We start from the raw sequence: 22,843 nt of genomic DNA, 5'->3' as shown, positions 1-22,843 counted from the left end.
TGCACCACTACAACCACCACCGAGCCCACACCGCCCTCAACGGCCACCCACCCATCACCCGGGTCAACAACCTCACAGGGCACTACAGCTAGCCGGTCCCGGACCGTCCACTGTGGTCAGCGGCCTCAGCCGAGCAGCTTCCGCGTCTCGTCCCACAGCCGCGCCGCGAGTGCGGGGTCGATCGCGTACGGCGCGACGCCCTTGCCGTCCGGGGTCGGTTTCGGCTGGACGGGCGCGAGGGCCGTGTCCTCGAAGTAGCGGCCCGTGATGCCCTCGACCAGGGGCGAACTCGCGAGCAGCACCGACGTCGACGCGCCCTGGTCCGGAGTCTTCCAGCCGGGCGGGACGGCGAGGACGTTGCCGTGGTCGTCGACGGCGCCGACGAAGCCGAGCTGCGTTTTGTCGAGGTGGCGCTGCAGGTTGGTCATGATGCCGCCCGGGTGCAGGGCGTTGACGGTGATGCCGTCGGGCGCCCAGCGTTCGGCGAGGGCGACGGTGAAGAGGATCATCGCGGTCTTCGAGCGGGCGTAGGCGGTCCACGCTTCGTAGGGCGTGCGCTCGAAGTGCGGGTCGTCGAAGTCGACGGCGGCCATGAGGTGGGCCGAGGACGCGACGTTGACCACGCGGGCGCCGCCGGCCCGAGCGAGGGCGTCGCGCAGGCCGAGGGTGAGCGCGGCCGGGCCGAGGTGGTTCACGGCGAACTGCCGCTCCCACCCGTCGGCGGTGCGCGTGAGCTCGGGCAGCGCCATGATCCCGGCGTTGTTGACCAGGATGTGCAACGGCCCGTCCCACGCGGCGGTGAAAGCCGCGACGCTCGCGCGGTCCGCCAGGTCGAGCTGCACGGCGGGCAGATCCTCGACGGCCTTCGGGTCGCGGACGGCCACGGTCACGTCGGCGCCGGCCGCCGCCAGAGTCCGGGCGGTGACGAGGCCGATGCCGGACGCGCCTCCGGTGACGATGGCACGGCGGCCGGTGAGGTCGACGCCGTCGAGCACCTCGGCGGCAGTGGACGACGCGGTGAACGGCAGTGCGGTGTCAGTCATTTTTCCAGCTCTCTTCGATCTTCTCGGCACCCGGGTACCGAAGGTTCAGCGGGGGAAATCGGTGCTGCGGGCCACGTCCTCGCCCGCGTCCAGCTCGGCGAGGCGCCCGGTCAGTGCGGCTCGGATTGCCTCGAAGGCATCACTGCCGAGGGCGAGGCGGCGCGGGGCCGGGGTGACGCCGGCGGAGTCGATCACGGCCTTCGCGACGCGGGCCGGGTCGCCGGGGGCGTCGCCGGTGAGGTTGCCGGCCCCTTCGAGGTACTGGCGCATCTGGCCGACGGGCGTGTCCGCGTAGACGTCGAGCGGTTCGGCGACGGTCATCGCCGCGCCGAAGCCGGTGCGGACGGCGCCGGGCTCCACCATCGTGATGCCGACGCCGAACGGCGCGACCTCGCCGATCACCGACTCGAGGAAGCCCTCCACACCCCACTTCGACGCGTGGTACATGCTGCCGCCGGGGCTGGAGATGTGGGCGCCCATCGTGGACGTCTGCACGAACCGCCCGCCGCCCTGCGCGCGCATGTGCGGGAGCACGGCGCGGAAGAGCTGGATCGGCGCGGTGGTGTTGAGCGCGATCTGCCCCTCGATCGCCTCGTCCGACAGCTCTTCGGCCGCCCCGAACGTCGCGGCGCCGGCGTTGGAGAACCCACGTCGATGCGGCCGAGCTCCGCGAACGCCTTGTCGACCACGGACCGCAGCTGCGCCGTGTCGGTCACGTCCAGCTGCGCGGTCCACAGCAGGTCCGCGTGTCCCAGGTCGGCCAGCGTCTCCGGCCGGCGCGCCGTGGCGGCCACGCGGTGTCCCCGCGCCAGCAGCTGGTCGGTGACCGCCCGGCCGATGCCGGTCGACGCACCGGTGACGAACCAGGTACCCATGTCGCGCTCCCTCGATAGTTCCAACTAGTTGGTTTAATCTGCCGATACGAAACCAACTGGATGGTTTAAAACCTAGCCACGGCGCCCGTGGATTGTCAACCAGCCAGTTGGTTTATTAGTCTGGGGCCATGACGTACGACTCGGACGCGACCCGCGCCCGCCTGCTGGAGGCGGCCCACGACGAGTTCGTCGAGCGCGGCCTCGCCGGTGCCCGGGTCGACCGCATCGCGGCCGCGGCCTCGGCGAACAAGCAGGCCATCTACGCGTACTACGGCTCGAAGAACGCCCTGTTCGACGCCGTCCTCGACGCGCGGCTCGGCGTACTCGCCGACCTGGTCCCCTTCACGCCCGACGACCTGCCCGGCTACATCGGCGCGCTGTTCGACTACCTCGTCGCCGAGCCGACCGTGATGCGCCTCATGCAGTGGAAGGCGCTCGAGCGCCCAGAAGCGTCGGCCGCGGAGGTGCGCGCCCACCTCGACAAGGCCGCGGAGATCTCCACCGGGCACAACGTCGACGACGAGCAGGGCATCGACGTCCTCATGCTCACCCTCGCGCTGGCGCAGTCGTGGAACCTCACTCCACACGGGATCCGCTCCCCCGCCGGCCACGACCCGGCCGCCCGCCTCAAGCGCCACCGCGAGGCCGTGCGGCGCGCGACCACGGCCGTCGTGGCCGAACTCCTGGGCTCCGACGGTGCAGACTGAGCTCTGATCACCCACGAGCGGAGGGAGCCGCATGAGCCGGTACGCGCGTTTCGAGCACTTGAGGGTCGACGGGCCGGACGAGGACGGCGTGGTCGAGCTGGTGCTGGACGGACCGAACCTCAACGCCGTGAGCGAGGCCGCGCACGGCGACCTGGCCGAGATCTGGCGCGAGTTCGACCGCGACCCCGAGGTGAACGCGGTGCTGCTGCGCGGCGAGGGCAAGGGGTTCTCCGCAGGCGGGTCGTTCGACCTGGTCGAGAAGCTGACCACCGATTTCGAGGCCCGCTCGCGCACCATGCGGGAGGCGCGGGACCTCGTTTACAACATCATCGACTGCGCCAAGCCGATCGTGTCCGCGATTCACGGCCCCGCTGTCGGCGCGGGGCTGGTGGCGGGGGTGCTCGCGGACGTGTCGGTGGTGGCGAAGACCGCGAAGATCGTCGACGGCCACACGCGGCTCGGCGTCGCGGCCGGGGACCACGCGGCGATCTGCTGGCCGCTGCTGTGCGGGATGGCGAAAGCCAAGTACTACCTGATGACCTGCCGGCCGATGACCGGCGAGGAGGCCGAGCGGATCGGCCTCGTTTCGCTGTGCGTGGACGAAGAAGCGCAGCTGCTGCCCACCGCGCGCGGCCTCGCCCGGGAGCTGGCGCTCGGCGCGCCGAACGCGATCCGGTGGACGAAGCAGAGCCTGAACTCGTGGTACCGGCAGATCGCCGGCGCGATCTTCGACTCCTCGCTGGCGCTGGAGTTCTACGGGTTCGCCGGGCCGGAAGTGCGCGAAGGCCTGGCGTCGCACCGGGAACGCCGCAAGCCCGACTTCACCGGCCGGGGCGGCGCCGATGCCTGAGGCGCTGCTCGACGGGCTGCGGGTGGTCGAGATCTCCAGCTACGTCGCCACTCCCCTGTGCGGCTTGACCCTGGCCCAGCTGGGCGCCGACGTCGTGCGCGTCGAGCCGCTGGGCGGCGCGCCCGACCGCACGCGCTGGCCATTGGCCGGATCGGGCACGAGCCTGTACTGGACCGGGCTCAACAAAGGGAAACGCGCGATCGCGGTGGACCTCGCGTCCGAAGCGGACCGGCAACGGGTGGCGGACCTGATCGTCCACGGTGGACCTTGTGTCGTCGTCACCAACACCGATCGGCATCCCGAGCTCACGCACTCCGCACTGTCCGCGCGGCGTCCTGACGTGATCCACGTGCTGCTGGAAGGCCGCTCCGACGGAGGCGCCGCGGTGGACTACACCATCCAGGCGGCCACGGGGTTCCCGCTCATCACGGGCCCGGCCGACGTGCCCGGGCCGGTCAATCACGTCCTGCCCGCGTGGGACCTCGCCGCCGGTCTGTACCTTGCCACGGGCCTGCTCGCCGCCGAGCGCCGCCGTCTGCGGACCGGCCGGGGTGCGTCGCTGCGCGTCGCGCTGGAGGACGTCGCCCTCGCCACCGCGGGCAACCTCGGTTACCTCACCGAGGCCCAGGTCACCGACCACGGACGCGCCAAGTCCGGCAACGACATCCACGGCACCTACGGCCGCGACTTCACCACGGCCGACGGCGTGCCCGTCGTGCTTGTCGTGCTGACCGAACGCCACTGGACGAAGCTGCTGGCCGCCACGGGCCTCACCGCCGCGTTCGCCGCTCTCGCCGACTCCCTCGCGATCGACTTTTCCGGCGAAGCCGCCCGCTTCGAGCACCGCGACCTCATCTCGGCGCTGCTGGCCCGCTGGTTCGCCACCACGCCGTACGCCGACGCCGCCAAGGCCCTCGACGCCCACCGCATCCTGTGGCAGCGCTACCGCACCTTCGCCGAGGTCGGCCGCGACCCCGAGCTGGCGGACCAGGACCTCTTCGCCTCCCTCGACCAGCCCGGCGTCGGCCCGCACCTGGCGCCGAAGTCGCCGCTCGTGGTCGACGGCGCGCGCCTCGACCCGAGCCCGGCGCCGTCCGTCGGAGAGCACAACGCGGAGGTCTTCGGCCCGTAGCCCCTGGGTGGTACTCGCCGTCCTACGGAGGTTCTCTCCCTGCCGCACCGTCCGCAGTGCCTGCCACCGTGATGGCAGGGAACGCGGCACCTTCCTGAACACGGCGGTCAACTACACCAACGGCTCGTCGGAAACGATCCTCGGCGAACTGCCAGACGGGCGGCGTGACGAGTTTGTGCTGGCCACGAAGTACTCCGTCCAGCGGCGCCCCCGCGGCGCAAGGCGAAGAACTTCCGCTACGGCCCCGCCACGCTCATGCTCCACCTCGCTCTCGACGGCCCGCTCCCCTGGGCCGCCGGCGAGGACCTCGCCGAGTTCGGTTACGTCCACGCCGCGCCCTACGTCGACGACCTCGCCAAGACCTACGCCGACGCGCCGGGTGCGTAGCGCTCGAGCTTCGCGAGTACGCGTTCGGCCATCGGCTCGGCCGCTTCGGGCCGCCCGGATCGCGAAGTACGCGGTGCACACACCCCCGGACCTCGAAGCCGCCAACCCGAACCTGGTCGGCGGCGGCAGCGTCGGCGGCAGCCACCACCTGCCGCAGAACTTCGTGTTCCACCCGCTCGGCTGGGGCCACCACGGCTACCGCACAGCGGTCGACGGGCTCTACCTCACGGGCGCGGCGACCTGGCCGGGCGCCGGCACCAACGCGACGTCCGGCCGGCTCGCGGCCCAGCGCGTGCTCCGGGACGCGAAGCGCCGCCGCTGACGGCTCACGCGCGGTCCTTGTTCACCACGCGCAGCACCAGCCACTGGTCGAACCACGCACCCACGGTCGTCACCACGAGCATCACCAGGCCGAGGATCAGGTGGGTGTAGCTGTGCAGCGGCGCGACGCTGTCGGTCAGCCGCGTGAGGCCGAGCTGCACGAGCAGCCGCGCCACGAACAGCGTCGCCACCAGGCCCAGCGCCTGCTTGCGGCGCCACACCGCGCGCAGCAGCCGGCGTCGGCGCGCCAGCATCGTGGACCACAACACCAGGTGGACCGCGAGCACGACGAGCGGGAGCAACGCCACCCACGGGTACCGGTCCTGGAACTGCACGGTGAGGTCCCCGCTCGCCGCGAGCAGCCCCACGAGCACGAAATACCACGCGGGCAGCCCGGTGATCCTGCCCTCCGGAAGCAGCTGCGCCACGGGGATGAAGTCCGTCTTCAGCATCGGGATCTCCTTCGTGTGCCGATGCGTCGAGACTCCCGGAACCGGCGCCGGCGAAGATCGACCGCGCGGACGAACCTCGGCCGCCGTCTCATACCTCCGGACGAGACGCGCGCAGCACCTCCCCGAGGTCCCGCGCGCCGAAACCCGCCTCGCGCGCGCTGTCGAGCCGCCTCGCCGCGACCTCACCCAGCTCCGGCGCCACACCGAGATCCCGGCCCACGGACAGGGCCGGCGCCACGTCCTTGCGCATCAGGTCCGCCGGGAACGCCACCGGCTCCCCGTCCGGGTCGAGGAAGGCCGCTCGTTTGTAGTGCACGGGGGGAGCGGCCAGCGCGCCGTTCTCCTCGTGGTGCACGACGCGGACTCCGGTCGCTGGGCAGCATCGCCGCCGCGGTCCGCCAGCAACTGGCCCGATTGCCGCGCACGAGCACTGCCGGCGCTGCTGTCGCTGACGTGCGCGGGCGCGGTGAAGAACGCGGACGGGGCCGAGTTCCTGGCCACCGTCCGCGAACTCCTCCACCACCCCCGCCGGCTCATGCGGTGAGCCGGCGCTACCGGCTCCGGTTCACCGCAGGAGCCGGTAGCCCGCCGCCTCGCGGTCCCACGTCCCGTCGCTCACCCCCCGGGCGCGCAGGACGGCCTTGCGCACCTTGCCGTTCTCCGTCAGCGGCAGCGAGTCCACGAGGTCGACGTACCGCGGGATCGCGAAGTACGACAGCCGCGGCTCGCACCACCGGACGAGCTCCAGCGGCGTCACCTCCGCCCGGGTGACGACCGCGGCCATCACCTCGTCCTCGGCGAGCTCCGACGGCACGGCGAACACGGCGACCGCCGCGACGGCCGGGTGCTCGCCCAGGACCTGCTCCACCTCCATCGACGAAATGTTCTCGCCCCGGCGGCGGATGCTGTCCTTCACGCGGTCGACGAACCGCAGCCACCCGGCCCCGTCGCGCACCACGCGATCACCGGTGTGGAACCACAGGTCGTGCCAGGACGCGGCCGTCGCGGCGGGGTTGCCGAAGTAGCCGGTCGCGAACGCGTACGGCAGGCGCGAGCGGCACAGCAGCTCCCCCGATTCCCCGTCCGGGACGTCGAGCCCGGCCGCGTCGACCACGCGTGCCTCGTAGTCGGGCAGCACCACGCCCATCAAGCCCGGCCGTTGGGTCGATGCGTGAGCCCCGACCATCATGTTGGTCTCGGTCGAGGCGTACCCCTCGATCAGCCGCACGCCGAACCGCGCGTGGAACTGCTCGTGGGACATGGGCGGGGTCGCCGGCGCCAGGGCGATCCGAACCTGGTGCCGGCTGTCCACTTCGGACTCGGGCGCGGCCAGGAGCATCTGCACCATGGCGCCGAGGACGTAGGTCACCGTCGCCCCGCACGCGGCCGCCTCGGCCCAATAGCGTGACACGGAGAACTTCGCGCCGAACACGATCCGGGCGCCGGTCAGCAGAGCCTGGAAGAACGCGGTGAGCGCGTTGATGTGGAACAGCGGCAGGCAGGTGTAGAGCACGTCGTCCGCGCCGATCTCCAGGCATTCGCCGACCCCGACGCCGAACCAGAAGAACTGGGCGTGCGGGCAGCACACGCCCTTTGGCAGCCCCGTGGTGCCCGACGTGTACAGGATGGCCAGCGTGTCACCGGGTGCGGCGTCGACCGGTGGCACGGCGTCGGCGAGCACGGGGTGGTCCGGGCCGTCGAGCACCCAGACCTGCGCCAGCGTCTCCGGGACGTCAACGTGCTCCAGCGCGGTGACCAGGTGCGGCTCGGCGACGAGCACACGCGCACCGGAGTCGGCCAGCGTGTGCCGCAGTCCCGCGCCCCGCAACGCGGTGTTCAGCGGCACGGCGATCGCCCCGAGCCACGCGCAGCCGAGCATGATTTCCAGCAGTTCCAACCGGTTCCCGCACAGCAGCGCGACCCGGTCCCCGGCCACGACCCCGCGCCGTTGGAGCATCCCCGCCGCTCGCGCGGCGCGGTCCGCGGTGTCCTGGTACGTCCACGTCATCTCGCCGCAGACGACCAGCGGCCGGTCCCCGTGCCGCTCGGCCTGCCCGGTCAGCAGCTTCGGCACGGTGCACGCGTCGGGCCACAGCGCCCGCAGCGACTCCGACCGGTCCGGCAGCCGAGGGGCCGTCGGCACCCACGCCGTGCCGGGGCCCTCCGGTGCCGCGGTCACGCGGACGTCGGCCCCGGGTTCCTCGTCGCCCTCGAGCCGGCCGACGACCACGGCCCCGCTCGTGGTGCGCAGCGTCGCCACGCGGACGCCTTTCGCCTCGGTCACCTGCTCGACGCGCGCGGTCGGCGAGTCCGTCATCGTTTTCCCTCCAGAATCGCGGCGTTGGCGCAGGCGCCGTAGCGGTGCAGGACCATCCCGTAGCCGGTCACGAGCGCGTGGCGGGCGGCCACCTGCCGCTCGCCCGCGCGCCCCAGCAGCTGCCGCACGGCCTCGACGAGACCGTGCAGCCCGGCGGCGGCTCCCGCCTGGCCGGCGGAGAGCTGGCCGCCCGACGGGTTCAGCGGCCAGTGGCCGACGGCGAGCCGCTCGTGCAGCAGCCGGCCGGGGTCCGGCGCGAGGCCGAGGTCCTGCAGCTGGGCCAGGGCCATCACCGGGTAGTCGTCGTAGACGCAGGCGAGACCGACGTCGGCCGGCCCGAGCGCCGCGTCCGCCCACAGCCGGTCGGCGATCAGGTGGTGCCCGGTGTGGAGTCCGTCGCCCTGCTGCCCGTCGTGGTTGTGGCTCGCCCCGAACGCGCGAACCTCGGCCCGGGCGCCCCGCGCGGCGGCGGTGACGACCACGGCGTCCGCGCCGGTCACCACCGGCACGCAGTCGTAGCGGCGCAGCGGGACCGCGACGACGGGAGCGGCCAGATACTCGTCGAGCCCCAGCGGCGCGCGATACACGGCGCCGGGATTGCGGCCGGCCCACCACCGCTGCGCGATCGGTACCTGCGCGTAGTCCTTTTCCGTCAGCCCCGTGGCCCGCATATGCCGCTGAGTGAGCATGGCGAACAGCGCGTTCGGGCCGGAAATGCCCAGTGGCGTCAGGGTTTCCGCCGTCGCCCGGTTGTAGTTCGCGACGAGCTCGCAGAACGCCGGGCGGTCGAGGTGGTCTCCGGCGAGTAGGACCACGGTCCGGGCGTCACCGGCCTCGACCGCGCGCACCGCGTGCTGCAGGAGGTTGAGCCCGCTCGCGCCGCCGTGCGGGTCTTGCATGAGCCAGCGCAGCCGCAGCCCGAGCCGCCAGGCCAGGTCGATCGCGTGGTCGGGCGCGAGGGTGAAGCTGGCGACGCCGAGCCCGTCCACGTCGTCCGGCTGCAGGCCGGATTCGCGCAGGACCCCGTGGAACGCGGCGGTGAGCACGTGCTCTGTGGTCGTCCCGGGACCCGCGTGCCGGGTGTAGGGGTGCTCGTACGCGGCGACGAGAGCCGCGGTCATCGGGCGAGCTCGCTCGCCGGCTGCGCGGGCTCGGGTTGCCCGACGGCGTCGAGGTCGCGGACCCGCGTTTCCGGTGCCCACGCGAGCGCGGCGACCGTGAGGAGACCCAGCAATCCGAGGTAGGCGGCGACCGGCCACCACGATCCGCTCCACGCCAGCAGCACCGTCGCGATGAGCGGGGACAGCCCACCGGCGAGGACCGACGCGAGCTCGTGGCCGAGCGCGACCCCGCTGTAGCGTACGCCGCTGCCGAACAGCTCACTGAAGAAGCTCGCCTGCACGCCGATCATCGCGCTGTGGCACGCGGCGTTGGCGACCACGACGGCCAGCCACACCAGCCAGGTCTCGCGGGTGTGCAGCAGCGCGAAGAACGGCACCGCCCACACGATCATCGCGATCGCGCCGCCGAGGTACACCGGGCGCCGGCCCACGCGGTCGGACAGCGCGCCCCACAACGGCATCGTGAAGGCTTCGAGGAGCTCGCCGAGGATCACCCCGACCAACGTCACCCACTGCGGGATGCCGATGTGGCTCGCGTAGGTGAGCACGAAGACCAGGAAGATGTAGCTGCCGCCGTTCTCGGCGAGGCGGGCGCCGAAGGACACCACCACCGCACGCGGGTGCTTGCGGATCGCGGCGAGCACGGGGAACCGCTCGGTCTCGTGACGCCGCTGCACCTGGGCGAACGACCGCGTCTCCAGCACGTTCATCCGGATCACCAGCCCGACGACCATGAGCACGACCCCCACGAGGAACGGGATCCGCCAGCCCCACGACTGGAACGCCTCCGTGCTCGTGGTCCCGCTGAGCAGCGCGAACACCGCCGCACTGAGCACGAACCCGATGCTGACGCCGCTCTGGCCCAGCGCCGTCTGCATGCCGCGCCGCTTAGGGTCGGCGTTCTCGCTGATCAGCAGCACGCCGCCGCCCCACTCGCCGCCGACCGCGATGCCCTGCACGATCCGCAGCACGGTCAGCAGAATCGGTGCCCACAGCCCGATCTGCTGGTACGTCGGCAGCACGCCGACCAGCGCCGTCGTGAGCCCCATCAGCGTCAGGGTGGTCACGAGCATCGCGCGCCGGCCGATGCGGTCACCGAAGTGGCCGAAGATGATGCCGCCGATGGGCCGAGCAGCGAAGCCGAGCGCGTAGGTGCCGAACGCGGCGATGGTGCCCGCGATCGGATCGACCGCCGGGAAGAACAGCTTGTTGAACACGATCGCGGCGGCGGTGCCGTAGAGGAAGAAGTCGTACCACTCCAGGGCATTGCCGATAAGGCTCGCCAGCACGACGCGGCGCATCGACTGCCGCGGTGGGTGAAGAGAGTCCGCCATTGGTCCTCCTCGGGTGCCGGGACGGCGCGCGTCCCGATGGGGAGCGGCCATGGTGCGACGGCGCCGCGGCACGCAGAAGGCCAACGGTCCAGTCAGCGGAACGCTTGTGCGCGAGAGCCGCGGAGGCGGCGAGTCAACGCAGTGCAGGCCAGCTGCAGCGCGGCCGAGAACCGGCCGATGTCGAGCCGGTCACCCGGCGCCACGATGCTCAGGGCCGCGACCACGGTCGCGTCGGACCAGACCGGGGCCGCGATGGCGCCGTAGCCCGGGGCCGGCTCGATGTGCGACACGGCGTAGCCGCGGCGGCGGATCTCGGCGAGCTCGGCGCGCAACCGCCGCTCGTCCAGCGGCGGCTGCGTTTCGGGACCGGTCGTGGCGCACAGCTCGTCGACACGCTCGGGCGGGCCGAACGCGAGGATCGCCTTGCCGGAAGCCGCGGAATGCGGGGGGACGCGGCCGTCGAGCTGCGTGACGACGCGGCCGCGGCCCCGGCTGCCGACGTACTTCTCGGTGAACAGCATCCCGCCCTGACCGGGCACGACCAGCAGCACGGTCTCCTGCGTGACGTGCGCCAGATCGTCGAGGAACGGCGCGGCGACCACGCGCAGCGAGCGGTGTGCGGGCGCGCGCTGGCCGAGCTCGTAGAGCCAGGTGCCGAGACGGTAGCGGTGCCCGTCGCGCTCCAGCAGCTCGCATTCGACGAGCTCCTGCACGAGCCGGTGGACCGTCGCCTTCGGCAGGCCGCTGCGGCGGGCGAGCTCGCTGATCCCGAGCACGGACGAGCTCGCGTCGAACGACCGCAGGATCGCCCGTGCGCGGCGCAGGACCGCCTTCGCGGGCGGGGTGCCGAGGGGTTCGCTGCCGGCCGCCATGCCGTCTCCCGCCTGCCGCCGTGACCGCTGATGCTAGGTCGGTTTCCCGGCCGCCGCACCCGCCGTCGCCGACCCGCGCTCAGGTGCGCGAGCCCCTCAACCACGACGTCAGCATGGCCTTCGCCGTCTCCACGCGCGAAGGCGTGGTGAGGCTCTGGGCGACGAGGTGGCCCGAGCCGCCGCCGAGCCCGGCTCCCGGGTGCGTCGACGCGCCGATGTGCCACAGCCCCGGCACCGGCGTGCGGTGGTGGGCCGCGCTGGGCAACGGGCGCCAGAGGAAGCTCTGATCGACTTCGGCGGCGCCGCCGTACGGGTCGCCGGCGACGGCGTTGACGTTCGCCGCTTCGAGGTCCGGCGGGGTGATCACGTCGACGGCCAGCACCTTGTCCCGCAGCCCGGGCGCGTGCCGCGCGATCCGGTCCAGCACGCGGTCGGCGTAGGCGGAAGCGAGCCGCGACGTCCAGCCGCCGGTGACGTCGAGCTCCCCCGCCGCGTCACCGACCGGGGCGAACGGCGTTTCCTGCAGCTGCAACCACAACGCGGCCGCACCCTCTGGGACGCGTGACGGGTCGAGCAGGTACTGCTGGCCGACGACGATCGTCGGGCGGTCCGGCAGCAGGCCGGCTTCCGCCTGGGCGCAGGCGATGCCGGTGCTCGCCGAACCGTCGGAGACATGGACGAGCGGGATTTCGCGCAGCCGCTCGTCGCGCCAGTCCAGCGGCGCGGACAGGGCGACGTGGATCTGCAGCTCCGCGCGGCCGTAACGGAAGCGCCGGGCCTCGTCGGTGACCTGCTCGGGCACGGACCCGGCCGGCAGCAGCTCGCCGTACAGGGCCGTCGGCGTCACTGAGGCGACGACGGCCCATGTGGCCCGCAAGGTTTTCCCGCCAGCCACGACACCGACTGCGCGGCCGCCCTCGACGAGGATGCGTTCGACCGGCGCGCCCGTGTGGATCTCCACGCCCCGGGCTTCGAGCAGCGACCGGAACGCCTCGACGAACCGTCCGGCGCCGCCCTCGACCACGGGCAGGCCGAACCCGTGCATGGTCGCCGCCAGCACCGGCACGAGGAACCCGCCCGAGGCCTGGTCGGGTGCCAAGCCCGCGTGCAGCAGCCACGGGATCCACAGGTGGTCGACCTCGGAGCCGGTGAACTCCCGCGCGCACCACGAACGGCCGCTGCTCACGAAGTCACGCAGCCAGCGTTCGGTCCCCGTGCGGCCGAGGCCGCGCGCGAGCCCGCCGGCGTGCTTCAGCAACAGAGGCGAGCGCAGCTCCGAACCCATCAGCCCGCCGACCGGGCCGGCGTGGTCCAGGAAGTCCTGCAACGCCTTCAGGTACCGGGTGCGGTCCTCGGCGTGCGCGAACTCCGCCGCGGTCTGCTCCGGCTCGCGGTGCGCGACCACGGCGTGCCCGTCGTCGGCGATGCTCGCGACGAGCGGCCCGTCGGCGTTGCGGTAGACGAGCCCGTGCCGGTGCAGTTCCTCCCCCAGCGCCGCGTACGCGCCGCCCGAGACGAACAGCGGATGCCAGGAGGAGAACGTGTCGTGCACGTAGCCCGGGAGCGTGCGTTCCTCGCTCGCGATGAACCCGCCGAGCCGGTCGTTGCGCTCCACGAGCGTCACCGACCAGCCCGCACCGGCCAGTTCGGCCGCCGCCACCAGGCCGTTGACGCCACTGCCGATCACGATCGCGTCCGGCATCCGCTTCCCCTTCACGCCGTCCCCATCACGACAGGTGGGCCCGCACCGCGTCCCGTTGCGGATCGGTCCAGCCCTTGCTTTCAGCGTAAACGATCATCTTCCCGAACGCTTCCGTCCACTGTGGATCGTGACCGGGTCCTTCACCCCGCAGCCACGCCACCGACAGCCACGCGTGCCCGCCGGCCGCGGTGCCGGCGCCGGCGCCGCGCAACGCCGCGTCGACGTCGGCTTCGGTCACTCCCTCGGCTCGTTCGACCGACAGTGACGTCAGCTCCTCGGCTTCGACCAGCGCCGGCCGAAGCTCCGCACCGATGACGACCTTCACGCCTTCTCCTCTCGTCCGACCTGCTGCGGCAGGTGCGTTCCGAACGCCCGGTTGTGGTAGGTCAGCGGCTCGGCCAGCCGCGGCACCGCCGACGTGGCCTGCGCGAACGCGACGACGTGGTCGCCACCGCGCACGAGATCGGCCACGGTGCAGGCCAGCCAGCCCGCGCCGGGCAGCCGGTCATCCAGAGACCACTCGAGCTGGCGAACTTGTCGATCGCCCTTGCCCGCGAAGGCCAGGGCGAGGCCGGCGTGCTCGCGCGTCAGCACGTTGATCCCGAGCCGGCCCGAAAGCCGCACGCGGGCCGGCAGCCGCGAACCGGTGTCCAGCGCGACGCTGACCAGCGGCGGATCGGCCGACAGCGACGCGAACGCGCTGACCGTGGTGCCGTGGGCCACCCCGTCGTGCAGCGTCGTCACGATGGACACCGGCGCGCACACCCCCGCCATGGCTTCGCGGAACAGCCCGCCGTCGACGCCGGTGCTTCCCGTGGTCACGCTCATGACACTCCTCTCCGAGCGGCGTCGGCGAGTCTGCCTCACCCGCCCGCGGTGAGCCCGACGATCGTGTTGAACGCCTCTTGCCGAAGCACGCGATGGATTCGTCTTTCCTGCACGACGTCCGGCTCGGTCAGGCAGATCGCCGCGGGGGCGAGCCGTTCCCACGCCGACGGCGCTGCTGCGCGACATCCGGCTCGGCCGCGCGCACCGCGCCCTGCTCGGCGCCGACCGGACGGTGGCCGAGATCGCGTCCTCCTGCGGCTTCACGCACCTGAGCCGGTTCGCGCAGGAGTACCGCGCGCGGTTCGGCGAGCTGCCCTCCGAGACGGCCCGGCGGCGACGGCCGCTCTGACCACAGTGGACCGTCGACCTAGTCGCTGTGCGCGGGCAGCAGCCGGTTCACGACGTCGGCGACGAGCTCGTACGAATGCCGCCGGTCCGCGTGGTCGTACACGGGAGTGGTGATCATCAGCTCGTGCGGAGCCGTCCGGTCTAGCAGGCCCTGCAGCCGCTCCTGCACGGTCGAAGGCGAACCCACCACGAGGTGGCCGCACCGCGCCTCGAGCTCCGCGCGGCCGGCCTCGGTGTACGGGTGCGCGGCGGCCGTTTCCGGGTCGGGTAACAGAATCCGGCGGGCGTGGTGCCGTCTCAGGATCTTCAGTCGCTCGGGTCCCGCGAGCCACTCCGCGTGTTCGTCGGTGTCCGCCGCGATCACGGCAACGCTCAGCAGCGTCGGGCGCACGGTGATCTCCCGGTAGGACAGCAGCGCTTCGAACGCGTCGCGAGCGTTGAGGTGGTGGGCGAACGCGTAGGGCAGCCCGAGCCCGGCAGCCACCCGCGCGCCGGGCCGGGCTCGACCCCAGCACCCATACCTCCGGCGTGTTGCCGACCGCGGGCACCGGGCGGACGGACCCGTCGCCGGCGAAGTAGCCCAGCAGCTCTTTCACTTGTTCCGCAAAGGTTTTCGCCGAGCGCTCCCGCTCGCCGCGCACGGCGTCCGCGGCGGCGCGAGGACCGCCGAGCGCCCGCCCGAGCCCGAGGTCGATGCGGCCCGGGTGGAACGCCGCCAGCGTGCCGAGCTGCTCGGCCACCACGATCGGCGCGTGGTTCGGCAGCAGCACCCCGCCGGCACCCATCCGGGTCCGGCTCGTCGCCGCCGCGAGCCGCCCCACGACCACCGCCGGCGCCGAGCCGGCGATCCCGCGCATGCCGTGGTGCTCGGGCACCCAGTAGCGGTGGTACCCGAGCTCGTCGGCCAGCACCGCGAGGTCCACAGTGCGGTGCAGGGCCTCGGCCGCCGTGGCCCCTCGCACGATCGGGGAGGTGTCGAGCACCGAGACGCGCACCCGTCCTGCCTACCCCGGACGCGCTCGCACCGCCGCCGCTGCTCAGCTCCCGCCGTGGATCGTCCGGCCGCCGAGGACCTTGTGCATCGGCACGAGTGCCCGCAGTTCCCCGACGGCGCGGGTCAGCGGATCTCCCGGCCACACCGTGAAATCGGCGAGCCGGCCGCCTTGAGGCTCCCGCGCAGCGCCGACTCCCCCGGCGGCGCGACCGAAGCGCGGCTGCCGGATCAGGTCGAGCAGCTCAGGGATGGTCCTCGCGAAATGCACGGGCACGTCGCGGGCGCTGAGCGCGGCGAAGACCAGGTGCGTGTCGTCGAAGTCCGACAGGACCGTGCCGGCCGGAACGTCGAGTCCCCGTGTACCGACGCCGACCAAGCCGTCGAGTCCGCCCGTCGGGCGAAGTCGCGATGATCCGGTTCACTCGGGCCGCCGACTGGTCCCGACCACAGCACGACCATCCCGCGTCCGTTCCGATCGTCACAGACACGCCACCTTCGATCGAGAGGGTGCGGCAGACGACAACGGCGGCGCACCCGCCCAGGGGTGCACCGCCGTCGTCGTGTTCGAGCGCCTCAGCCGACCTTCATCTCGCCCAGCTCCGACCAAGTGTCCTGGTCGAGGGTGGTGTTGATGATGTCCGGGGTCTTCTGCAGATACTGCGGGAAGTCGGCCTGCGCCTTCTTGAAGTGGTCCGCGTTGACGTGCGCCGCGGCCGCGTCGTCGGCGAAGGCCTCCACGAGGACGTACTCGTTCGGGTTGTCGAGGCTGCGGGACCAGTCGAACCACTTGTTGCCCGGTTCGGCTCGCGTGGCCTCGGTGAACTCCCGCGAGAGCTCCGGCCACCGGTCCGCGTACTCCGGCTTGATCTGCCACTTCACGGTGATGAAGATCATCTGTTCCTCCTTCGTGCCCTCAGCAGCGTAGCGCCGCGGCGGGCGCGTCCGCTGTGGACGGCCGCGCTCACGGGACCAGGATCGCCCGCCCGCGGATGCGGCCGCCATCGAGGTCGTCGAGGGCCTGCTGGAAGTTGTCGAGCGAGTACTTCGTGGTGTGCAGCTTCACCTTGTCCTGCGCGGCCAGCACCATCAGCTCGCACAGGTCGGTGTAGGAGCCGACGAGGTTCCCGATGAAGTTGATCTCGGTGGAGATCACGTCGATCGTCGGGATGTTGATGTTCTCGCCGTAGCCCACCACGTGGTAGTCGCCCGCGCGGCGCAGCATCGCCACGCCGTCGCGCGTCGCGCCGCCCTCGCCGACGAAGTCGACCACGACCTCCGCGCCGTGGCCGCCCGTCAGCTCCTGCACGGCCGCCACGTGGCCGCCGTCGGCGACCACACCATGGTCCGCGCCGATCGACTCGGCCAGCTTCACCGCGTCGGCGTTGCGGTCGACCACGATCAGCTCCGCCGCGGTCATCGCCTTGAGCACCTGGATACCGATGTGCCCGAGCCCGCCCGCGCCGATCACCACGCACTTGTCGCCCGGGTGAAGGCGACGCGAGGCCTTGGCCGCCGCGTGGTACGCGGTGAGGCCGGCGTCGGCCAGGGCCGCGACGTCCGAAGGCTCCAGCGAGTCGTCGAGCTTGACCACGCTGCGTGCCGACGTCTTGAGCACCTGCGCGTAGCCGCCGGCGGTGTCGATGCCGGGAAACTGGCTGTTCTCGCAGTGCACGTCGTCGCCGCGCCGGCACGCGGGGCACAGCCCGCACGTGATCAGCGGGTGCACGATCACCTTGTCGCCCTCGGCCACGTTCGTGACGGCGGAGCCCACGGCCTGCACCCAGCCCGCGTTCTCGTGCCCGATCGTGTAAGGCAGCGTGACGCCGGACTTCTCCGCCCACTGCCCCTCGAGGATGTGGAGGTCGGTACGGCACACGCCCGCCCCGCCGATGCGCACGAGCACGTCGTGCGGCCCGGTCACCTCGGGTTCGGGAACGTCGGTCATGCGCAGCTTCTCGTCGTACCCGACGACCTGGACAGCCTTCACGAAGCTCGTGCCTCCTCACCGGCGACAGCCGAAACGGACGGGTCGTGCGGCCGGGTCGTCTGGTCGGTCTCCGACCCGGGGTAACGCGTGCGAAGCAGACCGCGGCAGAAGTGCGCGTTGCCGTCGATCGAGATCCGGATCGACCGGGCGAACCGCAGCCGCAGCGGCACTTCCTCACGCGGGTAGGGCTTGCCGTGCTCGTCGACGAGCACCGGTTCACCCGGTTTGACGCTCAGGCCGAGCGCCGTCCGCCGCCGCAACAGCGCGTCGGTCGTGCGGCCCGCGGGCAGGCCGCCGAGCGTGACGTCGTGCAGATCTTCTTCCTTCAGGTCCTTGTCCGCGCGCAGCAAGCCCGTCAGCGCCCGCTCCATGGCGGCCGTGTGGGCCTTGCGCCGGAAGGTGAGCCGCAGCTCGTCGAGGTCCTTCTCGGCCTCGGAGCCGAACGTGCCGAGGTACCCGGCGTCGGCGGCGAGGCCGCGGTTGATCAGGTCGGAGTCGTGGTGGTCGTCGAGCTGCACGACCACGCGCCGCTCGCCCGGCAGGGCGGTGAGCACGTCCTTCGCGTCCGAAGCCATGAGGTACGCGAAGTTGGGCGAGCAGAACGAGGTCGGCAGCCGCAGGTGCACGGTGAGCTCGTCCTCGGTCGCGGCCACGGAACGCACGAACCCCAGATCGGTGATGGGTTCGTCGAGCTCCGGGTCGTAGACCGAGTCGAGCGCACTGCGCGCCAGCTCTTCGAGATCGGGCATCAGGCAACCGCCGCCGCTTCGGCCTTCGCCTCCGCGGGCGGGTTCTTCACCTGCAGCTCCTCGGGCACCGGGATGTCGTACATGGCCGCGGCGTTGAGGCCCAGGATCTTCTTCTTGATCTCCGTGGTGAGCGGCGCGTACTCCGTCATGTCCTCGGGGATCTGGAAGTCCACGAACTTCTCGACGAGCCACTTCGGCGTCCAGATCGCGTAGTCGCTGGAGAACTGGATGCGGTTCTCGTCGAGCCAGTAGAGCAGCTCGCCGATGATCTGCGCGAAGTACCGCGGCCGTGTGTGGATGAACGGCATCGCGACCGCGAGGCCGGCGTGCACGTTCGGCTCCTGCGTGGCGATCCAGCAGAAGTCCTCGAGCCGGGGCAGGCCGCAGTGCTCGATCACGAAGTTGAGCTCGGTGAAGTCGGTGGCGACCTTGTCCACGTCGGCGACGTCGAACGCGTCGCGGTCCAGGGGCCGGATCGTCGGGCCCTTGTGGATGTGGATGTTCTTGATCCCCAGCTCCTGCGCGGCCTCCAGGTACTTGTAGCTCCACTTGTCGTCGAGCTTCCAGCCGCGCGAGTCGCCGAACCACTCGGCCGTGTACAGCTTCGCGCCCTTGAGATTGAAGCGCTTCGCGTCCTCACGCAGCTGCTTGAGGCCGTCCTCGCCGTAGCGCGGGTCCCAGCAGTGGTTGTAGGTGAGCTTGTCGGGGTGCTTCTGCGCCAGCGCGAACGCCTCGTCGGTCTGCCCGAAGTTGTTGTTGTAGAAGGCGGGCAGGGCCGCGGGCTGGAAGATGGCGTGGTCCACGTACCCGTCGGTGAACAGGTCCTTCATCAGCCGCTCGCCACCGTAGTAGAGGTAGTCCTCGTACGACCACACCTCGGACTCGGGGCTGAGGTTGCGGTGGTAGTCGTAGAAGCAGTCGATGAACTGTTTGCCGTGGATGTTGCGCTGGTTCTCCGGCCGGGCGTCCCAGAGCGCGACGTGCGCATCGAGGATGAAGTACTTCTCGCCGTCCTTGGTGTACATGGGCTTTCCTCCGCATTCGTGACCACATCGGCACGTCAAGACCGGAACTTAGGGCGATCATTGCCGGATGAGGTGGCCCTTGCTGTCTCGATTTGAGACACGAGAGTGCGGCGGCGGCTACCCTGGGTCTTCTAGCCTTGCCCAAGCCGGACGCACAGACGGCCGAGACGCAGTGTGGCGTCTTCCGGGAGGTGGCATGACACGCGGTGACGGGCTCGAGCCCCGCGGCGACACCACGCCGAGGCTTCGGGCGTCCTGGCGGCGCAGCGCGCGCTACGGGGTGCCCGACGACGAGGTGAAACCCGTGTTCACGGCCACGGTCGACACGGGCTCGCTGCTGTTCGAATGCGGCAACGAGGTGCTGCGCGGCCTGCACGTGACGCTGGCCGACGAACCCATCAGCCTGATGCTCACCGACAGCGAAGGCCTGGTGCTCAGCCGGCTGTGCGGCGACCCGGGGATGACCCGGTCGCTCGATCGGGTGCACCTCGCCCCGGGGTTCTCCTACGCGGAGAGCAACGCCGGCACCAACGGCCTCGCCCTGGCGCTCGCCGATCGCGCGCCGTCACTGGTCCGCGCGGGTGAGCACTACTGCACGAGCCTGCGCGGCTATACGTGCGCCGCCGTGCCCGTGCCCGACCCGATCACGGGCGCGCTGGCGGGCAGCGTGAACCTCACGACGTGGTCCGAGCAGTCCTCGGGCCTGCTGCTCGCGCTGGCCCAGACGGCCGCCGGCCACACCTCCTCGCTGATGCTCGCGCGCGCCTCGGGCCGCCGCCCGCGCCCCGCCCCGCGCGGCGAGGTCTTCCGCGTGTACGCCGACCGCATCGACCCGCCGGAGCTCTCGGCCGCGTGGCAGCACGCGCTGCTGAAGGCGATGGACACGATGGGCCGCGGCCGCACCGTCGCGGTGGTCGGCGAGCCGGGCGCCGGCAAGACGGCGCTGGCCGCGCTGGCCCGTCGTGAGCTGCACCCGCGCGAGCGCGTGCTCAACGCACGACCGCCCGCGCCCGACGACGTGGACGCGTGGCTCGCGATGTGGGCCCCGGAGGTCGGCAAGGCCGACACTTGCGTGATCGTCTCCGGCGTCGACGCCCTGCCCGCCTGGGCCGCCGGCGAGCTGGCCGCCCGCTTCACCGGCCACCCGACCGGTTTCGTCCTGACCGCAACGGATTCCGCCGCCATCCCGCAGCCGCTGCTGTCCTTCGTGGACACCGTCGTCGAGCTCCCGCCCCTGCGGCTGCGACCCGACGACATCCTCCCCCTGGCCCACCACTTCGCCCACCGCGCCCGCGGCCGCGCCGTCTCCTTCACCCCCGCCGCCGCCCGCGCCCTGGCGACCCACGACTGGCCCGACAACGCCAAGCAGCTCCGGCGCGTCGTCGCCGAGGCCGCCGCCCGCGCGGACACCGTCGACACGCACCACCTGCCGCCGGAGGTGTTCACCACCACGGGCCACCGCCTCAGCCGCCTGCAGGCGATGGAACGCGACGAGATCGTCCGCTGCCTCGCCCAGCCCGGGGCCACCGTCGTCCGCGCGGCCGCCGAGCTCGGCATGGGCCGCGCGACGATCTACCGGAAGATGGCGCAGTACGGGATCAAGAACCGCCGACTGCGGTCCTGAACGGCGCTTCCGTAACATCAGGCCGTGATGGTTGACCTCGCCCCCGACGATCCCGGCCCGAACCGGTGACCGGCTCGTTCTGGTGGGACCTGCTGCTAGGGATCGCCGCCGGGGTGCTGGTGCTGTGGCTCGCCCTCGTGGCCGTGCTCGTCGTGGCCCGCCCGCGCGGCGACCTGTTGCGCGAGGCGCTGCGCCTGCTTCCCGACGTCCTGCGGCTGATCCGCCGCCTGGCCGCCGACCGGGACCTCCCCCGCGGCGTGCGGGTGCGGCTCGGTCTGCTGCTGCTCTACCTCGCGCTGCCGATCGACCTGATCCCGGACTTCATCCCGGTGCTCGGCTACGCGGACGACGCCATCGTCGTCACCCTCGTGCTGCGCAGCGTCGTGCGCCACGCCGGGATCGACGCCGTCCGGGCCCACTGGCCCGGCACCGAAGACGGGTTCGCCGGTCTGACGCGGTTGACCGGCCTCTGACCTGGACGAGGATCATCGCCGCGCCGTGTAGGGCGTTATACACCGGGTGAAGTCAGCCCTTCGGGACTGTCGCCGCGGCGCCCGACACGGCAGGGTGGGGTCCGGGTGTCCGCTCGGGAGAAGGAGCGTGGGTCGAGATGCCGTGGTTCCCGGACTTCGTCAACGCGGCCGAGCTGGCGCGCAAGCAGACCCGCGTCGAAGGGCACGCGGATCCCGTCGGGCAGTTCTTCGCGGCGCTGACCGACGGCGACGCGCACACGCTCGAGACGGTCTGGCCCGGCGAGGTCGCGGTGTTCGACCCTCGGGCCGGGGAGATCCGCAGCCGCAAGGAGCTGCGGCACTTCGTCCACGTGAACCAGGTCTGGCTGGGCGAGCAGCACGCCCGCGCGGAGACGATCGCGACCACGCGCGTCGGCGGGCGGGCCGTGGTCGAGCTGCTGGCGTGGCTCGGCGGCGACGGGCAGGAGGTGGCCTGGCCGGTGGCGGTGGTCGCCGAGTCGGCCACCGAGCGGTCCGTGGTCTTCCGCACCTACTGCAGCCAGTGGCCGGTCGACGGGCGCCGGCACCTGCGGCCGCCGATCCTCGCCTCCGCCGACACCCCGCTCGGCGACGTCGTCGGGCACTACCTCGCGGCGCTGGCGGCCGGTGACACCGACGCGATCGTCGGCACCTTCGCCCCCATCGGCTACCTGCGCGAGCCCATCGGCACGCACACGCAGCACACCGGCCCCGGCGAGCTGCGCGAGTTCTTCACGAAGACGTTCACCGCCGGCGGTGTCCACCTGGAACCGTGCGTGGTCACCGACGACGGCGTGCGCTGCGTCCTCGAGTACAACTGCGTCGGCTGGGGCCGGCACGACGTGCCGCCGCAGGCCGGGGTGTGCGTCTTCGACCGCGGCCCCGACGGGCTGCTGAGCGCAGTCCGCGTGTACGACGACATCGAGGCGCCGGCCGCGTAGCCGCACCAGAACGTTCTACACAGGACCGAGCCGTCGCGAGCATCACCCGCGTACGCAGGCAGTAGTACGCCGAAGTACCGCAGCTCGACGGACGACGCCCGCCCGCCTTCCCCCGACGATGGACGCACAGCACGGGCCATCGACGGAGGAGGCGGCATGGCGACCGGACAGGGGTGGCGGCTCGGCGCGCGCACCCGGAAGTGGTACCTGGTCGGGCACATCGTGTCCGGGGCGGCGTGGTTCGGCCTCGACCTCGCGCTGGGGATCCTCGCGTGCACGGCCCTGCTGACCGACGACCCGGCCGTGATCGTGACCTCGTTGCAGGCGCTGGAGTTCTTCGCCGTGTGGCCCATGTTCACCGCGAGCCTGCTCACGCTCGCCACCGGCGTCGTGCTCGGCTTGGGCAGCAAGTACGGCCTGGTCCGGTACTGGTGGGTAGCCGCGAAACTGGCGGTCAACGTGCTGATGGCGGTGCTCATCCTGGTTGCACTGCGGCCGGGGGTCGACGCGGCCGCCGGCTACGCCCGGGCGCTGATGGCCGGTGAAGCCGCCGCGCGCCCGGTGGATCTGCTGTACCCGGTGTTCGTGGCGCCGAGCCTGCTGCTGTTCTCCTATTTGATCGCGGTATTCAAACCGTGGGGTCTCCTCCGGCGAAGTCCGGTTGGGAAAGCACTCGTCCACGACGGAGCGTGAGCGGAAAGGGCGGCAGGGGCACGAAAGCGTGCAAGATCGTTTTCAGGCGA

28 protein-coding genes and 2 pseudogenes are annotated in these 22,843 nt (G+C 71.9%); 11 read left to right on the top strand and 19 right to left on the bottom strand.

The window, feature by feature from the left end; translation table 11 throughout:
• Positions 1-125: 125 nt before the first annotated feature.
• From AB0M56_RS34300 to AB0M56_RS34290, 3 genes and pseudogenes are all read right to left on the bottom strand, one after another.
• Positions 126-1,043, bottom strand: a complete 918-nt coding sequence (locus AB0M56_RS34300; RefSeq protein WP_364183931.1) for an SDR family NAD(P)-dependent oxidoreductase — start codon at positions 1,041-1,043, stop codon at positions 126-128.
• A 45-nt stretch (positions 1,044-1,088) separates the two neighbouring features.
• Positions 1,089-1,778 (bottom strand): SDR family NAD(P)-dependent oxidoreductase, encoded by a 690-nt coding sequence (locus AB0M56_RS34295; protein ID WP_364183928.1) that lies wholly within the window; start codon positions 1,776-1,778, stop codon positions 1,089-1,091.
• Positions 1,751-1,918: pseudogene (locus AB0M56_RS34290) on the bottom strand (SDR family NAD(P)-dependent oxidoreductase); the annotation flags it as partial. The gene AB0M56_RS34295 and the pseudogene AB0M56_RS34290, both read right to left, overlap by 28 nt.
• Before the next feature lie 128 nt (positions 1,919-2,046).
• Here AB0M56_RS34290 and AB0M56_RS34285 point away from each other — a divergent pair.
• The 5 genes from AB0M56_RS34285 to AB0M56_RS34265 all read left to right on the top strand — a co-directional run bounded on the left by AB0M56_RS34285 (position 2,047) and on the right by AB0M56_RS34265 (position 5,316).
• Positions 2,047-2,625, top strand: coding sequence for a TetR family transcriptional regulator (locus AB0M56_RS34285; protein ID WP_364183925.1), 579 nt, complete (start codon positions 2,047-2,049; stop codon positions 2,623-2,625).
• A 31-nt stretch (positions 2,626-2,656) separates the two neighbouring features.
• Complete coding sequence (locus tag AB0M56_RS34280; RefSeq protein ID WP_364183922.1) at positions 2,657-3,475, top strand: enoyl-CoA hydratase/isomerase family protein; 819 nt, start codon at positions 2,657-2,659, stop codon at positions 3,473-3,475.
• The gene (locus AB0M56_RS34275) at positions 3,468-4,607 is read left to right on the top strand and encodes a CoA transferase (protein ID WP_364183919.1); all 1,140 of its coding nucleotides are present in this window, start codon (positions 3,468-3,470) and stop codon (positions 4,605-4,607) included. Before AB0M56_RS34280 ends, AB0M56_RS34275 begins: the two co-directional genes overlap by 8 nt.
• A gap of 255 nt (positions 4,608-4,862) precedes the next feature.
• The gene (locus AB0M56_RS34270) at positions 4,863-4,994 is read left to right on the top strand and encodes a hypothetical protein (RefSeq protein WP_364183918.1); all 132 of its coding nucleotides are present in this window, start codon (positions 4,863-4,865) and stop codon (positions 4,992-4,994) included.
• A 73-nt stretch (positions 4,995-5,067) separates the two neighbouring features.
• Positions 5,068-5,316, top strand: a complete 249-nt coding sequence (locus tag AB0M56_RS34265) for a hypothetical protein (RefSeq protein ID WP_364183915.1) — start codon at positions 5,068-5,070, stop codon at positions 5,314-5,316.
• A gap of 4 nt (positions 5,317-5,320) precedes the next feature.
• On the opposite strand, the gene AB0M56_RS34260 is transcribed toward AB0M56_RS34265, so the two are convergent.
• Positions 5,321-5,767: a hypothetical protein gene (locus AB0M56_RS34260; protein ID WP_364183912.1), complete on the bottom strand. Its 447-nt coding sequence runs from the start codon at positions 5,765-5,767 to the stop codon at positions 5,321-5,323.
• Positions 5,768-5,855: 88 nt separating this feature from the next.
• Entirely contained in the window at positions 5,856-6,122 is a 267-nt protein-coding gene (locus AB0M56_RS34255) for a hypothetical protein (protein WP_364183911.1), read from the bottom strand.
• On the opposite strand from AB0M56_RS34255, the gene AB0M56_RS34250 reads away from it, so the two are divergent.
• Positions 6,114-6,311, top strand: coding sequence for a hypothetical protein (locus AB0M56_RS34250; RefSeq protein WP_364183908.1), 198 nt, complete (start codon positions 6,114-6,116; stop codon positions 6,309-6,311). The genes AB0M56_RS34255 and AB0M56_RS34250 overlap by 9 nt on opposite strands.
• A 21-nt stretch (positions 6,312-6,332) precedes the next feature.
• On the opposite strand, the gene AB0M56_RS34245 is transcribed toward AB0M56_RS34250, so the two are convergent.
• The 7 genes from AB0M56_RS34245 to AB0M56_RS34215 all read right to left on the bottom strand — a co-directional run bounded on the left by AB0M56_RS34245 (position 6,333) and on the right by AB0M56_RS34215 (position 13,941).
• On the bottom strand, positions 6,333-8,084 hold the full coding sequence (locus AB0M56_RS34245; protein ID WP_364183905.1) for an ATP-dependent acyl-CoA ligase: 1,752 nt from the start codon (positions 8,082-8,084) through the stop codon (positions 6,333-6,335).
• The gene (locus AB0M56_RS34240; protein WP_364183902.1) at positions 8,081-9,205 is read right to left on the bottom strand and encodes a thiolase family protein; all 1,125 of its coding nucleotides are present in this window, start codon (positions 9,203-9,205) and stop codon (positions 8,081-8,083) included. The genes AB0M56_RS34245 and AB0M56_RS34240 overlap by 4 nt, the downstream gene beginning before the upstream one ends.
• Positions 9,202-10,539 (bottom strand): MFS transporter, encoded by a 1,338-nt coding sequence (locus tag AB0M56_RS34235; RefSeq protein ID WP_364183899.1) that lies wholly within the window; start codon positions 10,537-10,539, stop codon positions 9,202-9,204. The genes AB0M56_RS34240 and AB0M56_RS34235 overlap by 4 nt, the downstream gene beginning before the upstream one ends.
• A gap of 92 nt (positions 10,540-10,631) precedes the next feature.
• Complete coding sequence (locus AB0M56_RS34230) at positions 10,632-11,411, bottom strand: IclR family transcriptional regulator (RefSeq protein WP_364183896.1); 780 nt, start codon at positions 11,409-11,411, stop codon at positions 10,632-10,634.
• 79 nt (positions 11,412-11,490) lie between these two features.
• Positions 11,491-13,113, bottom strand: a complete 1,623-nt coding sequence (locus AB0M56_RS34225) for an NAD(P)/FAD-dependent oxidoreductase (RefSeq protein ID WP_364183894.1) — start codon at positions 13,111-13,113, stop codon at positions 11,491-11,493.
• Between the two features lie 25 nt (positions 13,114-13,138).
• Complete coding sequence (locus AB0M56_RS34220; protein ID WP_364183891.1) at positions 13,139-13,438, bottom strand: hypothetical protein; 300 nt, start codon at positions 13,436-13,438, stop codon at positions 13,139-13,141.
• Positions 13,435-13,941 carry a flavin reductase family protein gene (locus AB0M56_RS34215; protein ID WP_364183888.1) on the bottom strand — a complete coding sequence of 169 codons (507 nt, stop codon included), beginning with the start codon at positions 13,939-13,941 and terminating at the stop codon, positions 13,435-13,437. Before AB0M56_RS34215 ends, AB0M56_RS34220 begins: the two co-directional genes overlap by 4 nt.
• 172 nt (positions 13,942-14,113) lie before the next feature.
• Between AB0M56_RS34215 and AB0M56_RS34210 the strand changes: the two genes are divergently transcribed.
• Complete coding sequence (locus tag AB0M56_RS34210; protein ID WP_364183954.1) at positions 14,114-14,290, top strand: helix-turn-helix domain-containing protein; 177 nt, start codon at positions 14,114-14,116, stop codon at positions 14,288-14,290.
• A gap of 18 nt (positions 14,291-14,308) precedes the next feature.
• Here the strand turns inward: AB0M56_RS34210 and AB0M56_RS34205 are convergent, their stop codons facing one another.
• From AB0M56_RS34205 to AB0M56_RS34175, 7 genes and pseudogenes are all read right to left on the bottom strand, one after another.
• The gene (locus AB0M56_RS34205; RefSeq protein ID WP_364183956.1) at positions 14,309-14,773 is read right to left on the bottom strand and encodes a hypothetical protein; all 465 of its coding nucleotides are present in this window, start codon (positions 14,771-14,773) and stop codon (positions 14,309-14,311) included.
• Between the two features lie 67 nt (positions 14,774-14,840).
• A pseudogene (locus tag AB0M56_RS34200) lies at positions 14,841-15,251 on the bottom strand (MsnO8 family LLM class oxidoreductase); the annotation flags it as partial.
• 75 nt (positions 15,252-15,326) lie between these two features.
• Entirely contained in the window at positions 15,327-15,659 is a 333-nt protein-coding gene (locus tag AB0M56_RS34195; RefSeq protein WP_364183885.1) for a hypothetical protein, read from the bottom strand.
• 197 nt (positions 15,660-15,856) lie between these two features.
• Positions 15,857-16,177: a putative quinol monooxygenase gene (locus AB0M56_RS34190; RefSeq protein WP_220240434.1), complete on the bottom strand. Its 321-nt coding sequence runs from the start codon at positions 16,175-16,177 to the stop codon at positions 15,857-15,859.
• A 67-nt stretch (positions 16,178-16,244) separates the two neighbouring features.
• Positions 16,245-17,270, bottom strand: coding sequence for an NAD(P)-dependent alcohol dehydrogenase (locus tag AB0M56_RS34185; protein ID WP_364183882.1), 1,026 nt, complete (start codon positions 17,268-17,270; stop codon positions 16,245-16,247).
• Positions 17,267-18,019 carry an iron-sulfur cluster assembly protein gene (locus tag AB0M56_RS34180; RefSeq protein ID WP_364183879.1) on the bottom strand — a complete coding sequence of 251 codons (753 nt, stop codon included), beginning with the start codon at positions 18,017-18,019 and terminating at the stop codon, positions 17,267-17,269. The genes AB0M56_RS34185 and AB0M56_RS34180 overlap by 4 nt, the downstream gene beginning before the upstream one ends.
• A complete protein-coding gene (locus AB0M56_RS34175) occupies positions 18,019-19,044 on the bottom strand; it encodes an amidohydrolase family protein (protein WP_364183877.1) in 1,026 nt (341 codons plus the stop codon). The genes AB0M56_RS34180 and AB0M56_RS34175 overlap by 1 nt, the downstream gene beginning before the upstream one ends.
• A 196-nt stretch (positions 19,045-19,240) precedes the next feature.
• On the opposite strand from AB0M56_RS34175, the gene AB0M56_RS34170 reads away from it, so the two are divergent.
• The 4 genes from AB0M56_RS34170 to AB0M56_RS34155 all read left to right on the top strand — a co-directional run bounded on the left by AB0M56_RS34170 (position 19,241) and on the right by AB0M56_RS34155 (position 22,793).
• Positions 19,241-20,668: a helix-turn-helix domain-containing protein gene (locus AB0M56_RS34170; protein ID WP_364183875.1), complete on the top strand. Its 1,428-nt coding sequence runs from the start codon at positions 19,241-19,243 to the stop codon at positions 20,666-20,668.
• Positions 20,669-20,733: 65 nt separating this feature from the next.
• Complete coding sequence (locus tag AB0M56_RS34165) at positions 20,734-21,141, top strand: YkvA family protein (RefSeq protein ID WP_364183872.1); 408 nt, start codon at positions 20,734-20,736, stop codon at positions 21,139-21,141.
• A 137-nt stretch (positions 21,142-21,278) separates the two neighbouring features.
• Positions 21,279-22,100, top strand: coding sequence for a nuclear transport factor 2 family protein (locus AB0M56_RS34160; RefSeq protein ID WP_364183869.1), 822 nt, complete (start codon positions 21,279-21,281; stop codon positions 22,098-22,100).
• 156 nt (positions 22,101-22,256) lie between these two features.
• The gene (locus AB0M56_RS34155; RefSeq protein ID WP_364183866.1) at positions 22,257-22,793 is read left to right on the top strand and encodes a hypothetical protein; all 537 of its coding nucleotides are present in this window, start codon (positions 22,257-22,259) and stop codon (positions 22,791-22,793) included.
• The last annotated feature ends 50 nt before the right edge of the window (positions 22,794-22,843 follow it).

It is taken from the genome of Amycolatopsis sp. NPDC051372 (genome assembly GCF_040682095.1).
GTDB lineage: Bacteria > Actinomycetota > Actinomycetes > Mycobacteriales > Pseudonocardiaceae > Amycolatopsis.
This window is presented reverse-complemented; position numbering and strand designations above follow the sequence as displayed.